General features: G+C 65.8%; 13 protein-coding genes. 6 read left to right on the top strand and 7 right to left on the bottom strand.

From position 1 onward, the window contains the following. Positions 1 to 57: 57 nt before the first annotated feature. From CFR80_RS01950 to CFR80_RS01940, 3 genes are read right to left on the bottom strand one after another with little or no spacing between them, the layout of a single operon-like run. Positions 58 to 1,842, bottom strand: a complete 1,785-nt coding sequence (locus CFR80_RS01950; protein ID WP_010512786.1) for an ABC transporter ATP-binding protein — start codon at positions 1,840 to 1,842, stop codon at positions 58 to 60. Between the two features lie 59 nt (positions 1,843 to 1,901). After that, positions 1,902 to 3,128: a CCA tRNA nucleotidyltransferase gene (locus CFR80_RS01945; protein WP_010512785.1), complete on the bottom strand. Its 1,227-nt coding sequence runs from the start codon at positions 3,126 to 3,128 to the stop codon at positions 1,902 to 1,904. Then, positions 3,125 to 3,703: a DUF1285 domain-containing protein gene (locus CFR80_RS01940; protein ID WP_010512784.1), complete on the bottom strand. Its 579-nt coding sequence runs from the start codon at positions 3,701 to 3,703 to the stop codon at positions 3,125 to 3,127. Before CFR80_RS01940 ends, CFR80_RS01945 begins: the two co-directional genes overlap by 4 nt. A gap of 94 nt (positions 3,704 to 3,797) precedes the next feature. On the opposite strand from CFR80_RS01940, the gene CFR80_RS01935 reads away from it, so the two are divergent. The 5 genes from CFR80_RS01935 to CFR80_RS01915 all read left to right on the top strand — a co-directional run bounded on the left by CFR80_RS01935 (position 3,798) and on the right by CFR80_RS01915 (position 11,432). Next, on the top strand, positions 3,798 to 4,850 hold the full coding sequence (locus CFR80_RS01935) for an AAA family ATPase (RefSeq protein WP_082071084.1): 1,053 nt from the start codon (positions 3,798 to 3,800) through the stop codon (positions 4,848 to 4,850). A gap of 2 nt (positions 4,851 to 4,852) precedes the next feature. Further along, complete coding sequence (locus CFR80_RS01930) at positions 4,853 to 5,857, top strand: DUF58 domain-containing protein (RefSeq protein WP_010516515.1); 1,005 nt, start codon at positions 4,853 to 4,855, stop codon at positions 5,855 to 5,857. Next, complete coding sequence (locus CFR80_RS01925; RefSeq protein WP_010516518.1) at positions 5,854 to 8,583, top strand: DUF4159 domain-containing protein; 2,730 nt, start codon at positions 5,854 to 5,856, stop codon at positions 8,581 to 8,583. The genes CFR80_RS01930 and CFR80_RS01925 overlap by 4 nt, the downstream gene beginning before the upstream one ends. Continuing rightward, positions 8,580 to 10,721 carry a VWA domain-containing protein gene (locus CFR80_RS01920; RefSeq protein WP_010516520.1) on the top strand — a complete coding sequence of 714 codons (2,142 nt, stop codon included), beginning with the start codon at positions 8,580 to 8,582 and terminating at the stop codon, positions 10,719 to 10,721. The genes CFR80_RS01925 and CFR80_RS01920 overlap by 4 nt, the downstream gene beginning before the upstream one ends. Positions 10,722 to 10,835: 114 nt before the next feature. Further along, the gene (locus CFR80_RS01915; protein WP_010516522.1) at positions 10,836 to 11,432 is read left to right on the top strand and encodes an ankyrin repeat domain-containing protein; all 597 of its coding nucleotides are present in this window, start codon (positions 10,836 to 10,838) and stop codon (positions 11,430 to 11,432) included. Between the two features lie 206 nt (positions 11,433 to 11,638). Here the strand turns inward: CFR80_RS01915 and CFR80_RS01910 are convergent, their stop codons facing one another. The 4 genes from CFR80_RS01910 to CFR80_RS01895 form a co-directional block, all read right to left on the bottom strand. Next, entirely contained in the window at positions 11,639 to 12,919 is a 1,281-nt protein-coding gene (locus CFR80_RS01910; protein ID WP_010516523.1) for a DNA adenine methylase, read from the bottom strand. A 44-nt stretch (positions 12,920 to 12,963) separates the two neighbouring features. Next, the gene (locus CFR80_RS01905; protein WP_010516524.1) at positions 12,964 to 14,067 is read right to left on the bottom strand and encodes a site-specific DNA-methyltransferase; all 1,104 of its coding nucleotides are present in this window, start codon (positions 14,065 to 14,067) and stop codon (positions 12,964 to 12,966) included. A 7-nt stretch (positions 14,068 to 14,074) separates the two neighbouring features. Beyond that, complete coding sequence (locus tag CFR80_RS01900; RefSeq protein WP_010516525.1) at positions 14,075 to 14,779, bottom strand: ribonuclease HII; 705 nt, start codon at positions 14,777 to 14,779, stop codon at positions 14,075 to 14,077. A gap of 107 nt (positions 14,780 to 14,886) precedes the next feature. Beyond that, a complete protein-coding gene (locus tag CFR80_RS01895; protein WP_010516526.1) occupies positions 14,887 to 15,189 on the bottom strand; it encodes a CsbD family protein in 303 nt (100 codons plus the stop codon). 177 nt (positions 15,190 to 15,366) lie between these two features. Here CFR80_RS01895 and CFR80_RS01890 point away from each other — a divergent pair, with 177 nt between their 5' ends. After that, on the top strand, positions 15,367 to 16,758 hold the full coding sequence (locus tag CFR80_RS01890; protein ID WP_010516527.1) for an MFS transporter: 1,392 nt from the start codon (positions 15,367 to 15,369) through the stop codon (positions 16,756 to 16,758). Positions 16,759 to 17,071 lie beyond the last annotated feature (313 nt).

Genomic DNA, 17,071 nt, shown 5'->3' with positions numbered 1-17,071 from the left:
ACGAAGCTTGCAACACTTCAACCGCCATCACCGGCCCGGATGCACATTCAGCGCAGTTTACAGCGTAAAGGCCTGATTGCGCACCATGCGGGCATACAGGCCATCTTCATCCATCAGCGCATCATGCGTGCCACATTCCACCGCGCGGCCCTGCGCCATAACCACGACAAGATCGGCTGACCGGACGGTGGACAGGCGGTGGGCCACCACAATGGTCGTGCGCCCCTGACGCAGGTGCGTCAGGGCGTTCTGGACAATGGCTTCGCTTTCGCTGTCCAGCGCGCTGGTCGCTTCATCCAGCAGCAGCACACGCGGATTGCGCAGCAGCGCGCGCGCCAGCGCCACGCGCTGCCGCTGCCCGCCCGACAGGCGCTGCCCACCGGGCCCGACCACGGTGTCATATCCGCGCGGCAGGGCCCGAATGAACTCGTCCGCCGCCGCCGCGCGGGCGGCAGTGCGGACCTGTTCGTCACTGGCCTGCGGGTTGCCCATGCGGATGTTGTCCATGACCGACAGGTCAAACAGCAGCGTGTCCTGACTGACATAGGCAATGGCATCGCGCAGTTGCGACAGGACCAGACGACGCAGGTCCACGCCATCCAGCGTGATGCGCCCGCCCGATACATCATGCAGGCGCGGGATCAGCGACAGGGCGGTGGATTTTCCCGCCCCCGACGGACCGACAAGGGCCACGGTCAGGCCGGGGCGTGCCACGAAATCCAGCCCCTCCAGCCCCATGCGGCCATCGGGGTAACGGAACGTCACCTGTTCAAATCGCAGGTCGCCCCCACCGGGCGGCAGGTCGATCGCATCGGGCGCCTGTGCCACGGCTACGGGCTCATCAATCACGTCAAACACGCGCTGCAGGCCGCCTAGCCCCTCCTGCAATGCGATATTGAGCGTACCCAGCGCACGCAGCGGCCGTGCCGCCAGCAGAAGGGCCGCGACAAACCCCGAAAAATCGCCCAGCGTGGCACCTCCCTGCGTCGCCCGCCACCCGGCAAAGCCCAGCACGGCCGCCACCGCGATCCCACCCAGTACCTCCAGCATCGGGTCCACGCGCGCACGGCCCCGGGCAATTCGCAGCAGGCCCGCATGCAACCCGTCCAGCACATGCGCCGCCCGGCGCTCTTCCGCCCCTTCCAGCCGATAGACGCGGATCGTGCGCGACTGGCTGAAGCTTTCGGTCAGCATCGCGCTCGTCTCGCCCACCTGTTCGTGCACGCCACCGGACTCGCGTCGCAGGCGCTTGCCCAGCCTGCGCACCGGCATGGCCGCGATGGGATACAGCACGGCTGCAATCAGGCTGAGTTCCCAGTCCATGTAGAGCATGGAGGCAATCAGCCCCACCACCGTCACAGCGTCACCAAGGGCGTTGGTTGCGCGGATCATCGCCTCACGAATCGCGACCGCGTCGGTGGTGAAACGGGCGGCAATCTGGGCCGGGGCCTCGGTTTCGATGCGGGAGATGTCGGCATGGACCAGATGGTGGAACATGCGCTGCTGCAGGCCGCGTATGACCAGCAGCACCAGCGACTGCACCGCGATCGACTGCCCGTACTGCGATATGGCCTTCGCCACCGTGATCACCACCACCAGCAGCGGCACCTGGTACAGGATGCGCGGGTCATGATCGGCAAACATGTCCAGCGCACGCTGGATGACCAGCGGATACAGCGCACTGAAAATGGCCATGAGCGCGGTCAGCACCATGACAGCCAGTATGCGCAGCTTGTGGCAGGCCAGTTCATCATGCCACAGCCGTCGCATCAGGCTGCGTGACGACACCATATCCGTGGGTGTGGCCTGCCTGTCGGGCGTGGGCGGTTTAATCGCGTTCATCAATCGGGCTATAGCCGCATGGCTGCCCAAAACAAAGGGCCGCGACACACGGTTACAAATTATGTCGCGTCGGCAGGACCGTCCCGCAATACCGCGTTCATACGCGCCACACAGTCCGCATGGCCTGCGGTGCAGCCATTTTCCAGCCACCACTGCCGCACCTGCGCCAGCACACGACCCACCATGGCCCCCGATGCCCGCCCGGTGGCCATGATATCGCGCCCCGCCAGCGGAAAGACCGGCTTTTCCATACCATCCAGCCGGGCGCGCAGGGCGTCCCATGCCGCGTCCCGGCGTCCGGCACGGCCGGCCTGACGCAGCCATGTGCGCCACAGCAGATCACGCAGCGCATGATCGGCCAGCATGGGCGCCAGCACGTCGTCCCCCATGCCGGGCAGGGGCACGGGGTCCGCACGTGTCTGTGCCAGCGCCATGGTGTCGGCACGCGACAGCTTCAGCCGCCGCGCCACCTCCCGCACGTCACCCGATACCAGGGCGGCAAGGCGCAGCACCGCATCCGCTGGCGCGCCACACGACAGCAGGCGGGCAAGGCGGCCAATGTCGTAGCCTTCGGGCAGGACATGGCCCAGCACGCCGCTGTCGTGCATCTGGACCAGCGTGCGTGTCACGTGCGGCCCGACCAGGATACGGCGCAGTTCCGACCACACCCGTTCCACCGACAGGCGGTCGATCATGCCGGACAGGGCAGTGATGGCCGCAATGGCGTCGGGGTCGGGCGCGGCGCCGCCATAACGGGCCTGAAACCTGAAAAAACGCAGAATGCGCAGCGCATCTTCCACAATGCGCTGCCGGGCATTTCCCACGAAGCGGATACGCCCTGCCGCAAGGTCGGCCTGCCCGCCAAAATAGTCGTGCACGACGCCTGCGCTGTCGCACGACATGGCATTTATGGTGAAATCCCGCCGGGCCGCGTCCTCACGCCAGTCATGGGTCCAGGCCACGGTGGCGTGGCGGCCGTCGGTTTCCTCATCACGGCGCAGGGTCGTGATCTCGAACGGGTGGCCGTCCAGCACGGCGGTGACCGTGCCGTGCGACAGGCCCGTGGGCACCACCCGTATCCCCGCCTGTTTCAGGCGCGCCATGACCTCATCGGGTGCGTGCGGGGTGGCAAGGTCGATATCCGACACCCCGCGCCCGCACAGCAGGTCGCGCACCGCGCCGCCCACCAGCCGCGCATCGGGCAGGATGCCCCATATCCGCGCAAGGTGCCCTGATATGTCGGGCATGTCGCGCCGCAGGCCATCAAGCGGGCCGGTGCCCGTCATGGGCAGGTATCATCCGGCATGACGGACAGGGGGAAAAACGCATGCTGGCTCCATACCCCCAGGCAGGGCACGCCGCGGCAGTTGCCTTCCACCGCCAGCGCCGCCAGTTCGTAATAGACAGGGCGCGCGATCCTGGCCTCGATCGGCAGCGCGCCGTCCCCGTCGCGCACATGCAGGTAGGGCACCGGCCCCGTGCCGCAGCCCTCGCACGGCACGTCCCATGCACAGCGAATCGGGTGCTTCGGTCCCGCGCAGATCACCTGGTCCACATTGGTGCGGAATGACAGCACCTGCCCCCGCCCACAGCCATGCCATTCCAGATGGGTCGCGACGAAGGGCGCGTCCTCCACCTCGATCGTGCCCTGCTCGACCGGGGTCTGCAGGCGGTAGCCACCCTGCGCATCACGCCGCAGGGTGGATGCGAACAGGCAGACCATCGTCTTGCGGCGAATGGGGGAGCCACGGTACAGCCATGTCCCGTCCCGCCGGATCAGAAACGGCAGCGCGCCGCATGTGCCCGCCGTCCGCCCCATGGAAAGGGAGGGCATGGTCTCACCTGTCTCGAAATCGTCCATCAATTGCGTTAACCCGACACTATGGAAGCTGCTGGACTTGATATAGGGATCAACACCGGCTTGATGAAACCCCCGGACCTGTCAGACTGTTGGAATGATGACCATGGATGATACCTCACCCCTCCATGCGGCGCCGCAGGCGGGCATGACATCCCCCTCCGTCCCTACGGGCGAACAGATCGCAGCCCAGGCCGAACGCATGGGCGGCCGCCTGCGTGACGCACGCGCGGAAATCGGCCGTGTCATACTGGGACAGGACCGGGTGATCGACCTTGTGCTGACCGCCATCCTGTCGGGTGGGCACGCACTGCTGGTGGGTGCGCCGGGACTGGGCAAGACGCTGCTGGTCACAACGCTGGGTCACGTCATGGGCATGGATGCGCGGCGCGTGCAGTTCACGCCCGACCTCATGCCATCGGATATTCTGGGCAGCGAGATACTGGATGAGGACGACAGCGGCCGCCGCAGCTTCCGCTTCGTGGCGGGGCCGGTATTCTGCCAGCTGCTGATGGCCGATGAAATCAACCGCGCCAGCCCCCGCACCCAGTCCGCCCTGCTGCAGGCCATGCAGGAACACGAGGTCGCCATCGCGGGCACCAACCACCTGCTGCCCCGCCCCTTTCATGTTCTGGCCACCCAGAACCCGATCGAGCAGGAAGGCACCTATCCCCTGCCTGAGGCACAGCTTGACCGTTTCCTTATGCAGGTGACGCTGGATTTCCCCGATGCCGGTGCCGAACGCGCCATGCTGCTGGCCACCACCGGCACCACCACGGCCACGGCCCGGCCCGTTCTGGCGGCGGCCGACGTGCTGGCAGCACAGGATCTGGTGCGCGCGCTGCCGGTGGGCGAACAGGTGGTGGATGCGATCGTGCGGCTTGTCCGCGCGGCCCGACCGGAAACGACCGATGACCCGACCATACGCGAAGCCGTGGCATGGGGCCCCGGCCCACGCGCGGCACAGGCGCTGATGCTGGCCACCCGGGCGCGCGCCCTGCTGGATGGCCGCCTTTCCCCCACAATCGAGGACGTGGCCGCACTGGCCCACCCGGTCCTTGCCCACCGCATGGCGCTATCCTTTACCGCACGGGCGGAAAATGTCCGTCTGGCAACGCTGATCGACACACTGGTCGGACGGATTGGCTGACGTTGCGGTCTCCCCTGTCCTTTCTCACGCGGCTGTCCGGCCGGCCCAGACCGGGGCCTGAACGGGCGGCGTCCCCGTCGGGGCCTGCGGGTGGTGGCAGTCCCTTCCTGCCGCGCCACCCGGTTGCAGCAACGGCACTGGCGGATTCACTGGCCAGCCGCCTGCCCACCCTGATCGTGGCGGCGCGACGGATCGCGCAGAACGCAGGCGGTGGTCCCCACCCCCGGCGCAAGGCAGGTGTGGGCGAGGAATTCTGGCAGTACCGCCCCGCCACACCGGGCGAGGCCGCGACCCATATCGACTGGCGGCAGTCGGCGCGGGGGGACAGGGCCTTCGTGCGCGAACATGAAGCCCAGACCCCGCATACCATATGCATCTGGTGCGATAACAGTGCATCCATGCGCTGGCGGTCTGCTGACAGCCTGCCGCTGAAGGCCGAACGCGCCTTTCTGCTGGCACTGGCCTGCGCCGCAATGCTGCTGCGGCAGGGGGAGGACATCCGCCTGCTGGGCACGACCGGCGCGCCACCGCTGCGCCTGCGGGGCCGACAGGCGCTGGAACGGATGGCGCAGGCACTGATTGCCGCCCTGCGCGCAACGGTGGATGAGCCCGCCCTGCCGCTGGCCGCCGCCATTCCCGCGCGCAGCCGGGTACTGCTGTTTGGCGACGGGCTGTATCCCGCGCCACAACTGTCGGCCTTCCTGCGCGCAGCGACCGCGCGGCAGGCGACCTGCACGCTGGTCGAAATAATCGATCCGGCGGAGACCAGCCTTCCATATGAAGGCCATACACGCTTTACCGGGCTGGAGGACGAAACAACCGTGCTGCTGAATGGCGATGCCACGCTGCGCCACGAGTACAGTGCGGTCTGGGCGCGCCATCAGGATCAGCTGCGCACGGTGTGCCAGGCAGCGGGCTGCCCGCCCGTGCCGCACCTGACGGACCAGCCCCCCGAACAGGCACTACTGGCGCTACATGCCCTGCCGGGCATGGGGAACAGGCCATGATGCTGCTCGCGCCATGGATGCTGCTGGGCCTGCTGGCGCTGCCGGTGGTGTGGTGGCTGCTGCATGCCCTGCCCCCCGCGCCGCGCGTGCAGTCCTTTCCGCCCATGGCCCTGCTGCGTGCACTCAATGCGCCGCCGCCGGACGCGACCTCCGCCCCGCTCTGGCGGCTGCTGCTGCGCTGTGCTGCCGTGGGGCTGCTGGTTCTGGGGCTGGCGCAGCCGGTCTTTCCGCGCGGGCAGGCCGGCATTGCCGATGCCGACTGCCTGATCGTGCTGGATAACGGCTGGGCCGCGGCGGGTACATGGCCACAGCGCATCCACGCGCTGGACGGGCTGCTGGATCACCTGTCGCGCACCGGGCATGGCGCGCGCCTGCTGCTGACGGCGCGCGGTGACGCGCTGGATCCCGTCATGGTCCAGCCCATGCAGTCGGCACAGGTGCTGCGCGGCATGCTTGACCCGCTCCTGCCCCGCGCATGGCCGGTTGACCGCGCCGCCGCCACACAGGCGCTGGCGCAACTGGCGCAGCAGGGCTGGCACGGACCGGTCATCTATATTGCTGACGGACTGGCCACCCCGGCGGATGCCGCATTTGGCGCCGCACTGGCCAGAATCGGACCGGTACGGGACATGTACCTGCCCGGTTCGGATATTACCCTGCTTGCACCGCCCGGCCGGGGCGAAAGCAGCCTTGCCACCCGCATCCGCGCCGTGCCACGTCCCCAGCCGCGCACATGGCAGCTGCGGCTTGAAACCGCGGCGGGCGGCACGCTGGGTCTTGTGCCCGTGACCCTGCCCGCGGGACAGGACCATGTGGACGCCGCCCCCGACCTGCCGGCGGAACTACGCAGCAAGGTCGATCACCTGTCGCTGGATGGCGTGAACGGGCCGGGCGGGATACGCCTGCTGGATGAACGCGAACGCCAGCGCCCCGTGGGGCTGATCGCCAGCACGTCATCCGACACGCCGCTCATGGGCAGCCTGTTCTACCTGCGCCGGGCGCTGCAGCCCACCGCCGAACTGCGCGAAGGGGACCTGGATACGCTGCTGGCCCGACCGCTGTCGGTCATCATCGCGCCTGACGGCACGCTGGGCAGCCCGGACAGCCGCAGGAAAGTGGAAGCATGGGTACGCAGTGGCGGCACACTTATCCGTTTTGCCGGCCCCCTGCTGGTCCAGTCCGGGGATAATACCGACCCCACACCCAAGCCTGCGGACACGCTGCTGCCTGTTCCGCTGATGGGGGGCGAGCGGGTGCTGGGCGGCACCATGTCATGGAGCAGGCCGGAACACCTTGCCCCCTTCCCCGCATCTTCCCCGTTCCATGACCTTGACATCCCCGGCGATGTCACGGTGTCGCGTCAGGTTCTGGCGCAGCCCTCCACCGATCTGGACAGCCATAGCTGGGCGCGGCTGACCGATGGCACACCACTGGTCACGCATGCCGCCCTTGGCGCCGGGCAGGTCGTGCTGTTCCATGTCACCAGTACGGCGGAATGGTCCAACCTGCCGCTGTCGGGGCTGTTCGTCAGCATGCTGCAGCACCTGATTGATGAAGCTTCGGGCATCGAGACACCAGCGGGCCGTACCCTGCTGGCCCCCTACATGACGCTGGATGGCGACGGCGCGCTGGTCACGCCACCGGCGGGTGCGCAGGCCCTGCGGGCCGATGCCTTTGGCCATACCGCCCCGACACCGGAACACCCGCCGGGACTGTATGGGCCGCGCAACAGCCGCCGTGCGCTCAATCCGGGCGATGATCCGGCCCCGCTTGCCCCGCAGGCAGCCATCGGCACGGCATCCGACCTGCGCGGTCAGGTGCCTGACCTTGCCATCGGGCCGGTGCTCATGGTCATGGCCGCACTGCTGCTGATCGTGGATGGGGTGGCAAGCGTGATGCAGCGCGGGCGCAAATGGGGCCGCCGGGCGACCGTGGCAATGCTGCTGGCCTGCACGCTGCATGAGCCCGCCCATGCGGCGGAGGACATTCCCCCCGACGTACCCCGCGCGGCGCTGGAAACCCGGCTGGCCTATATCGTGACCGGACATGCGGATATCGATGATGTCTCGAAAGAAGGGCTGCAGGGACTGTCGGATTACGTCAATGCCCGGACCTCCGCCGTGCTGGGCCATCCTGATGGCGTCGTGCCGGAACATGATGACCTGTCGTACTATCCGCTCATCTACTGGCCCGTGACGGCGGACGCCACCACCACGCCCGCGCGCACGGCGGCACTGAACACCTACATGCGCCATGGCGGCATCCTGATGATCGACACGCAGGGACAGGACCCCGCCACGGCACCCGACACCGCCAGCAGCTATACCGGGTCCGCCCCCGGAACGGCGGCGGCGTTGCGGCGCATGACGGCGGGGCTGGATATCCCCCCGCTGACCCGGCTGGATACCCACCATGTGCTGTCGCGCACGTTCTACCTGCTGCACGATTTTCCCGGTCGCTATGACGGCATGCCGGTATGGGTCGCGCAGGAAGGCGACAGCACGAATGACGGCGTCAGTCCCGTCATCATCGGCAGCAATGACTGGGCACATGCATGGGCGGTGGATGATGGCGGCAACACACCGTATGCCCCCGTTCCCGATGGCGCGGAACAGCGCGTGGTGGCCTACCGGTTCGGGGTCAATGCCGTGATTTACGCGCTGACTGGCAATTACAAGGCGGATCAGGTGCATGTGCCCGCCCTGCTGAAACGGCTGGGGGAATGATGGGCATGCCCGACCTGTCACGCCACATGATGGCATTCAGCCCGCAGGTGCCGCCATGGTGCATCGACATCCTGCTGGCCATGGCTGTGGCCCTCGCGGTCATGGGAGTTGTGCGACGGGTGCGCGGCAGCGTGTGGCGGCTGCTGGCGGCGCTGGGCCTCATCGCGTGGCTGTGCAACCCGCAGCGCATTACCGAAACATGGCACCCTCTGCCTGAAACCGCGCTGATCATGGTGGACCAGTCGGCATCCATGTCCGAGCGCAACCGCGACGAGATGGCGCGCAACACCGCCGAACGCCTGCAGGCGGAGATGAACCGCGTGCCGGGGCTTGTGCCGCGCATCGTGACCCTGCGCGAAGCCCAGCATGGGGGCACGCGGCTGTTTGGTGCATTGCGGCAGGCGGCGGATATCCCGCCCTCGCGCCTTGCGGGTGCGGTGCTGGTGACCGACGGGGAAGACCATGACATTCCCGCAAGTGTTCCCGACATGCTCGACCCCGATGACGGACATGGCCACCGCACGATGCTGCCGCTGCATGTCCTGCTGACCGGCAGTGGGGAGGAAACGGATCGCCACCTGCGCGTGCTCCAGGCGCCGCCCTTCGCCATTGTCGGCAAGGACGTGACCATCCGTGTCGAGATTGATGACCAGGGCGCGCATCCCGCCCCCGGCGCCACCACCCAGCTGACCCTGACGCAGGGGGATGGCACGACCTTCTCCCGTCCCGTGCAGATCGGGCAGCCACAGGACATCACCCTGCCGGTCACCCATCCGGGCGAGATGCTGGTGGGCCTGTCGGCGCCTGAACTGCCTGGCGAGGTTTCGACACGCAACAATCATGATGTCATCCGCATCAACGGCGTGCGCGACCGGCTGCGCGTACTGCTGGTATCGGGCACCCCCAACCAGGGCGAACGGGTCTGGCGGCGACTACTGAAGGCCGACCCGTCGGTTGATCTGGTCCACTTCACCATCCTGCGCCCGCCCGATCGCGATGACGGCACGCCGCTGTCGGACCTGGCTTTGATCGCCTTCCCGGTGAATGAACTGTTCCAGCAGAAAATCGACCAGTTCGACCTCATCATCCTCGACGGGTTCGAAAACCGGGGCATCCTGCCTGAAGCCTACCTGCGCAATATCGTCAACCACATCCGCGCGGGCGGCGGGCTGCTGCTGATCGGGGGACCGGAATTCCTGACCCCCGGGTCCCTGCAGGACACGCCGCTATCGGATATCCTGCCGGCTCACGTGGCGTCCACCGACGGCATGACCGTGCGCCGGTTCCGGCCTGACCTGACGGAAACCGGCATGCGTCATCCCGTGACCTCCGGCCTGCCGGGCGCGCCCGACCACGCGGGCGGCCAGCCGGGATGGGGGCCGTGGTACCGCAGCCTGCATACGGATACGGCGGGCGGCGAAGTGCTGATGACAGGCCCGGACCAGCAGCCCCTGCTGGTCCTTGACCACGCGGGCAAGGGACGCGTGGCCTTCCTGCTGTCGGACCAGGCGTGGCTGTGGTCGCATGGCGAAGGTGGCGGGGGGCCGCAATCCGAACTGCTGCGGCGCATTTCACACTGGCTGATGAAGGAGCCGGAGCTGGAGGAAAACCAGCTTGAGGCCGAAATCTCGGCAGGCCAGATGACCATTACCCGCCGTTCGGTCACTGCCGGGCCGCCACCGGTTGTCCATGTGATCGCCCCCGATGGCACCACGCAGTCCATAACGCTGGAACCCGCGGGCAATACGGGACTGACCCGCGCACGCCTGCCCGCACGGCAGGAAGGGATATGGACCGTGCGTGACGATGCGGGACATGAAGCCTTTGCCGCCCCGCGCGCCGAAGACCCGGTCGAGTTTGCCGACCTGCGGGCAACGGCGTCCCTGCTGGCCCCCATGGCCGCGGCGACGGGGGGCGGCGTGCACTGGCTGGGCGATAACCCGCAGGCACCGTCCCTGCCGCAGGTTGTCATGGAGGACGGACGGGTGACCTCGACCGCGGACCGGTTTGCCTTCCCCGCACGCAACGCGCACAGCGTATCGGGACAGCAGGCCACGTCCATGCTGCCAGCCTGGGCGGTGGGGCTGTTCGTGCTGGTCATGCTGCTTGTGGCATGGTGGCGCGAAAGCCGTTCCTGACAGAAAGATGATTAGGCATCGCATCCGCCGTCATTTTGCGGTAATCACCAGAACGGTCGGGTGGCATATGGCAGTTTCGCATGCCCGGACGAACGCTCACTCTCGGGACAGGACATGATTTCCAGATCCGGTATTTATCTTCTTGTCGCAACCCTGTTCGCAGGCGTCCCTTCCGTATGCATGCCCATCCATATGGCCCATGCGCAGGATGCCGACGAAGCGGAAGCCGAGGGCGAAGCCGCCGAAGCTGCGAAAAAGGCTGAGGCCCGCCGTGCAGCCAAGGCCGCGGCCCCGCCTGCGGCCCTGCCCGGTGCGGAATCCAGCGAAGAGGAACACGGCCACGCCAGCGCCGACATGAATCCGACCGACGCACTGTTTGACGCCATCAACCGTGGCAGCCTTGGTGCGGCGAAGGAAGCCCTGAACCGGGGCGCGGACATGACGGGCCATAACGTGCTGGGGCAGACGCCGCTGGACATGGCGATCGACCTGAACCGCAATGATATTACCTTCCTGCTACTGTCCATGCGCACTTTCTCGGATTCAGACCCGCATTTTGCATCCAACAACCTTGCGGAAGGCGAGGATGACACCCCGCCGCTGACCATGCCGCACCATGCCTCCACCACCGCCAGCGCCGACAGGCGGTATGATGCGTCCGGCGGCCATGCCGATCCGTCCATCGGGTTCCTCGGCTTTGGCGGCAGCTAAGGGACTGGCTGAAATACACGGCTGATAAAAAAGAATAAAACTTTCCAGGTGTTGTCTTTTTGCGAAAAGACGATGGTTCGGGGCGCTTTCTGCAAAGGCGTCCCCAATACCTGGCCTGCTATTATTGCCGGATGCGTCCCGGACGGACGTTTCAGGCCATCCCTCCAGAATCCATTCCGGGCGCGGGTCGTGCTTAAGAAATGTCGTCAGTTCCCGCCCGGCGAATTCAGGTCGGCCTCCACGGCCATGATTTCCTGCACGATCCCGTCCGGGTCACATGTTCCGCGCCGCCGTGTATTGGTCAGCAGGATGAATTCGACGGTCATGGGACGTGCCGAATACCGCTGGCGGCTGACGCGATAGCGTTTGTAGCCACGGGTAAAAACCCGGACCTCCCCACGTTCGCAGTTGGCGCGCACCATATCATCCAGCGGAATGAAGCCATCGGTGCTGTAACTGGTGGCGACCCAGCGCGTATCCAGCGCGGATAACAGGTCACGGTAGGCCACCAGCGCCTGCCTGCGATGATTATAGGGGCTACGGCGCTCCGTCCGCCAGTCCTGCCGGATCGCCGATTTATCCCGCCCCGTGATCTTGGGGGCAAGGTCCGGCTGGTCCCACAGGGCGATCGTATTCAGCACATGGTAATTCGCGCCGTAAGGATGCTGGTTGTAGGGCGGGTCCACATACGTGATCGTAGCCTGTCCCACCTGCGTGGGCAGATGCGTGGCCAGTTCATGTGCGTCCATGCGCATGACCCGGTTGTCACGCCCGTTATCGATAAAGCAGGCCGGGCGCAGGTACAGGTCCGCCGCAATCCGGTACAGCGCCGTGCCGGTGCGCCCGCCCCAGCCCCGGTGAAACCCCTTGAACAGGCCGCTGGTATTACTGTTGTAACTGGCGCTGTACAGTAATGGCGCAAGCAGGCACGCCTTCTGCGCGGCATCAAGCAGGCCGTCATGTTCCCACTGCGCGATCCGTTCACGGATGGCATCAATACGCATGCCGTTCTTGCGCATATAGAACATCCGGTCACGTGCCGTGTCATACTGCACGTCATCATCGGGGCACAGGTGCCGCGTCACCCAGCCTTCCAGCGGCGGCAGGGCATTCAGTTCGGCCATGACCTGCGCATAATCGCGCCCCCCCGCGAACCGGGGTGGAGCGGACGTGGCCACATGGCAGCGGTTCAGGACCTCGCTATACGGTTCCCAGTCATTGGTCAGCACGCGAAAACCAAGCCGCTTGGCCAGACGCGACACAACGCCGGTCCCGGCAAACAGGTCCACGAAATCGGTCTGCCCGGGATATTCCCCCGTGGCCGCGATCGCCTGCGCGATCAGCCCCAGCAGTTTACGCTTGTTCCCGATATAGGGGATAAGCTGACTGAACAGGTAATCATCAGTCTGCAGGGCGGAATGGCGGCCCGCGTTCCATTCCATCGCGGACAGGGCATGTGGCCCGGCAAGATCGGGGCGCCGGTTCATGCTGCCGCTTCCCTGAATGGTTTGTCCTGCCCCACCGCCATCGGTCAGGAGGCGACGGCTGCCTGCTCCGCCCGGATTTCACCGCGCAGCACATCAAGCTGAGTCAGTTCGCCCTCGCGCTCGAAATACCAGAAGGTCCAGCCATTGCATGATGGCGCGTTGGTCAGCAGCGCACCCATTTTATGGATCGACCCCCGGTGCCGTCCACTGACCAGCGTACCATCGGGCGATACGGTGGCGCGCACCCGCTTCTGCCGATCCATGAGCACGGTGCCCGCAGGCACCATGCCCCGTTCCACCAGCAGGCCAAAGGGCACGCGCGGGCTTTCACGGCGGGCAGGCGTGGTCAGCACACTGTCCAGCGGCACGGGTTTTTCCCGGCGGGCGCGGCCGATCGCGGCCTCGGCATAATCGGGATGACGTTCAATGCCAATAAAGCGCCGCCGCAGCCTGCGCGCCATGGCGGTGGTGGTGCCGGTGCCCGTAAAGGGGTCCAGCACCACGTCATCGACGTTGGTCGAGGCCACCAGCACGCGATGCAGAAGGCTCTCGGGTTTCTGGGTAGGATGCAGCTTCAGGCCATGCTCGTTACGCAGCCGTTCGCCGCCGGTGCACAGCGGCAGGTACCAGTCGGAGCGCATCTGCACATCATCATTCAGCGCCTTCATCGCCTGATAGTTGAAGCGATAGCGGCTGTCCGGTCCCCTTGCCGCCCAGATCAGCGTTTCATGTGCGTTGGTGAAACGGCGACCACGGAAATTGGGCATGGGGTTGGACTTGCGCCAGATCACGTCATTGAGGATCCAGAACCCCAGATCCTGCAGGATCGCGCCAATACGGAAAATATTATGGTATGACCCGATTACCCATATCGTGCCGTCCTTGCGCAGCACGCGCCGCGCTTCACTCAGCCACGCGCGGGTAAATTCGTCATAGGCCTTCAGGTCACTGAACTTGTCCCAGTCGTCATCCACCCCATCGACCACACTGTCATCGGGCCGACGCAGCTCGCCCTTCAACTGCAGGTTGTAGGGCGGGTCCGCGAAGACACAGTCGATCGACCCCGCGGGCAGGGTCTGCATCATCTCGACACAGTCGCCCCGCAGCACCTGGTCCAGGGGCAATTCCATCATAACCGCACCGCTCATGAATTGTTCAGCATGATGGCTGCTCCGCGCTTTGGGGTGAATAAGGGGAAACCGACGCCTGCACGATCCGGCGCACCGTGCCGAATGCCGCGCGATGGTGGGGGCTGATGCCATCCGCCATCAGGGCCGCACGGTGAATGGGGGTGCCATAGCCCGCGTTGCGATCCCAGCCATAGCTGGGCCAGCGCTGCGCCAGTCGCGTCATCAGCCGGTCCCGGATGACCTTGGCCACGACGGAGGCCGCCGAGATGGACAGGCTGATCGCATCCCCCCCCACGACGCATCGCGCCGGACACCCGAAATCGGGCGCGGCGTTTCCATCAACCAGAACCAGTTCAGGGGATTGCGGCAGGCGACCGACCGCACGCTGCATGGCAACCCATGACGCGCGCAGGATATTATACCGTTCGATTTCAGAAACAGATGCAGCACCCACCCCGATCAGGACACCAGGCGTGGCGTGCAGCACATCATAAAGCTGCTGCCTGACTGCGGGCTTCAGCTTCTTTGAATCATCCAGCCTGTCCGCAAGCACGCCCGGCACGCCGGAAAGGAACATGACCGCCGCAGCGACGACAGGTCCGGCCAACGGGCCACGACCTACCTCATCCACACCGGCGACCCGTCCCCCATGGGCGTTTTCAAGCGCGTAATCGGGCATCCATTCCTTCCTGATCGTATGCGAATCGAACCGTTCCGGCCCGATTCGCATCGAATTTCCGTTCTGGAAGGATGGAAACCATTTTTATGCAGGGTTGCGCAAGATGCTGTGGACTCATCGAGTCCCTTAAAATGAAAAAAAAAACGACTCGACCCGGTTCAGCCCTTGCGACGGGGCATGAAAATCATCCCGACAATGGTGCCCAGCGCAGCTGCGATCCCCAGCGAAAACAGCGGGCGTTCGCGTACGAACGTGACCGCACGTTCAACCTTGCCCTCGCCTTCTTCATACAGGTCGGCGAATTCCTGACGTGCCATGCCCGCAAGCTGGTCCACCTTGCCTTCCGCCTGCATGCCCATGTTGCCCGTCAGGCCACCAGCAGCATCCTTCAGGCGGCCCACGCCTTCGTCCATGATGCCTTCGGCCTTGTTCTCGATGGGCGTTGCCTTGTCTTCCGACATGATTCGTACTCCGTTATATCGCTGATGTGTAGCGCAGGCCTGTAACGCCACGATGGCGCTTACGGTTCCGTACCGCGTATATCATGCATGATCATGCCCCCCTTGACGACCGCTTCCCCCACATTGCCCCCACCTTCCCCCCGCATGGAGTCACCCTCCACCGCGCGCAAGCGTATCATGGCCCTGATCGTCGCCAGCCTGATGATGATGGAACAGATTGATGGCACGGCCCTGACCACGGCACTGCCCGCCATGGCGGGGGATTTCCATGTCGACATTCCCCAGACCAGCATCGCGCTGACGGTCTACATGCTGGGCCTTGCCGCCCTGATCCCGGCATCGGGCCATGTGGCCGAACGCTTCGGCAGCCGGACCACGCTGCGCTGCGCCGTCGTGCTGTTCCTGTCCGGTTCGCTGCTGTGCGGGTGGGCGCCCAATCTTGTGGTGCTGGCACTGGCGCGACTGGTGCAGGGCGCGGGCGGCGCCATGATGGTCCCGGTCGGTCGGCTGGTGATCCTGCAGAACGTGCCCAAGTCGGAACTGCTGGCCGCCATGGCATGGGTCATGCTGCCCGCCACCATCGGCCCCATGGCCGGGCCGGTGCTGGGGGGCGTGCTGACATCATGGCTGTCGTGGCGGTGGATCTTCTACATCAACATCCCGCTCGGCCTGCTGGCCATTGTGCTGACGGGACGGTTCATTCCCCAGATCCGTGCGGTCCGTCCACCCCCCTTTGACCTGCGGGGCAACATCCTGTCCGCGACCGGGCTGGCGGGGCTGATCTTCGGCATGGAAATGCTGACCCATCCGGGCTTTCCACCCGTCATATCCTTCGGGCTGCTGCTGCTGGCCCCGCTGTGCGCCGGGGCCTACCTGCGCCATGCGCGGGGAGTAATGCACCCGGTGCTGGACCTGTCGCTGCTGCGGGTGGCGACCTTCCGCATTTCGGTCCTTGCCGGGGGACTGACCCGCATTGCCACCGCCGGGATCATCTTTCTCCTGCCATCGCTGCTGCAGACACGCTTTGGCGCCAGCGCCGCCCAGAGCGGGCTGATCACCTTCATCGCCCCGGTTGGCGCGCTGGTCATGCGGTTCGCGGCCCCCCGCATTTACCGTGGCCGGGGCTTCCGCACCGTGATGTGCGTGGCCAGCCTTGTGCTGCCGGCCGTATGCCTGCTGCTGGCCGGGTTCCGACCGGGCATGCCCATGGGGTGGCTGCTGGGGCTGCTGGCCATGAACGGGATGGGGCAGACGCTGCTTTACACCGGCTACAACACCATCGCGTATGCTGACATGCCAAAGCCACGCATGGGAACGGCAACCAGCCTGTATTCCACCTGCCAGCAGGTCATGCTGACAATGGGCATATGCCTTGCCGCCGGGATGCTGGCCGCATGCCACTCGGTACTGCCCGTGAAATGGCAGGGGCAGGATTACAGTCTGACATTCATGGCGTGCGCGCTGGTCGCATCAATGGCGCTGCCGATCCTGCTGCGACTTTCCGCCGATGCCGGGGCCACCGTAAGCGGGCATGAACACATTGAAAACACCGGAAAGAAACGATATTGAAACGTTCGGCAGTTTCCCTCTTTCCCACCGCGCAGACAATGTTACATTCCCTAACTTAGACAGTTTCGCAGCCGTGTTAATACTGCAACTGGGCGAATCAGAAACCTTGCCCCATCACGCATGACCCGGTCCTACAAGAGCAGGACATCCGTCCGACAACAGGCAGAAAACCGACCGCATGGATACAACCCCTCCCCCGCCCCCCACTTCAGGTCCCGGCACGCCCCCCGGGGGAAGCTCCCGGCGCGGGCGGCGCATCCTTTATCTGGCGAGCGGGGCGCTGGCGGTTGTGCTTGGTGTCGCCTTCCTTCGC

It is taken from the genome of Komagataeibacter oboediens (assembly GCF_003207815.1).
Taxonomy (GTDB): Bacteria; Pseudomonadota; Alphaproteobacteria; order Acetobacterales; family Acetobacteraceae; genus Komagataeibacter; species Komagataeibacter oboediens.
The sequence above is the reverse complement of the archived record's forward strand: the minus strand, read 5'-3'. Positions and strand labels throughout refer to the sequence as shown.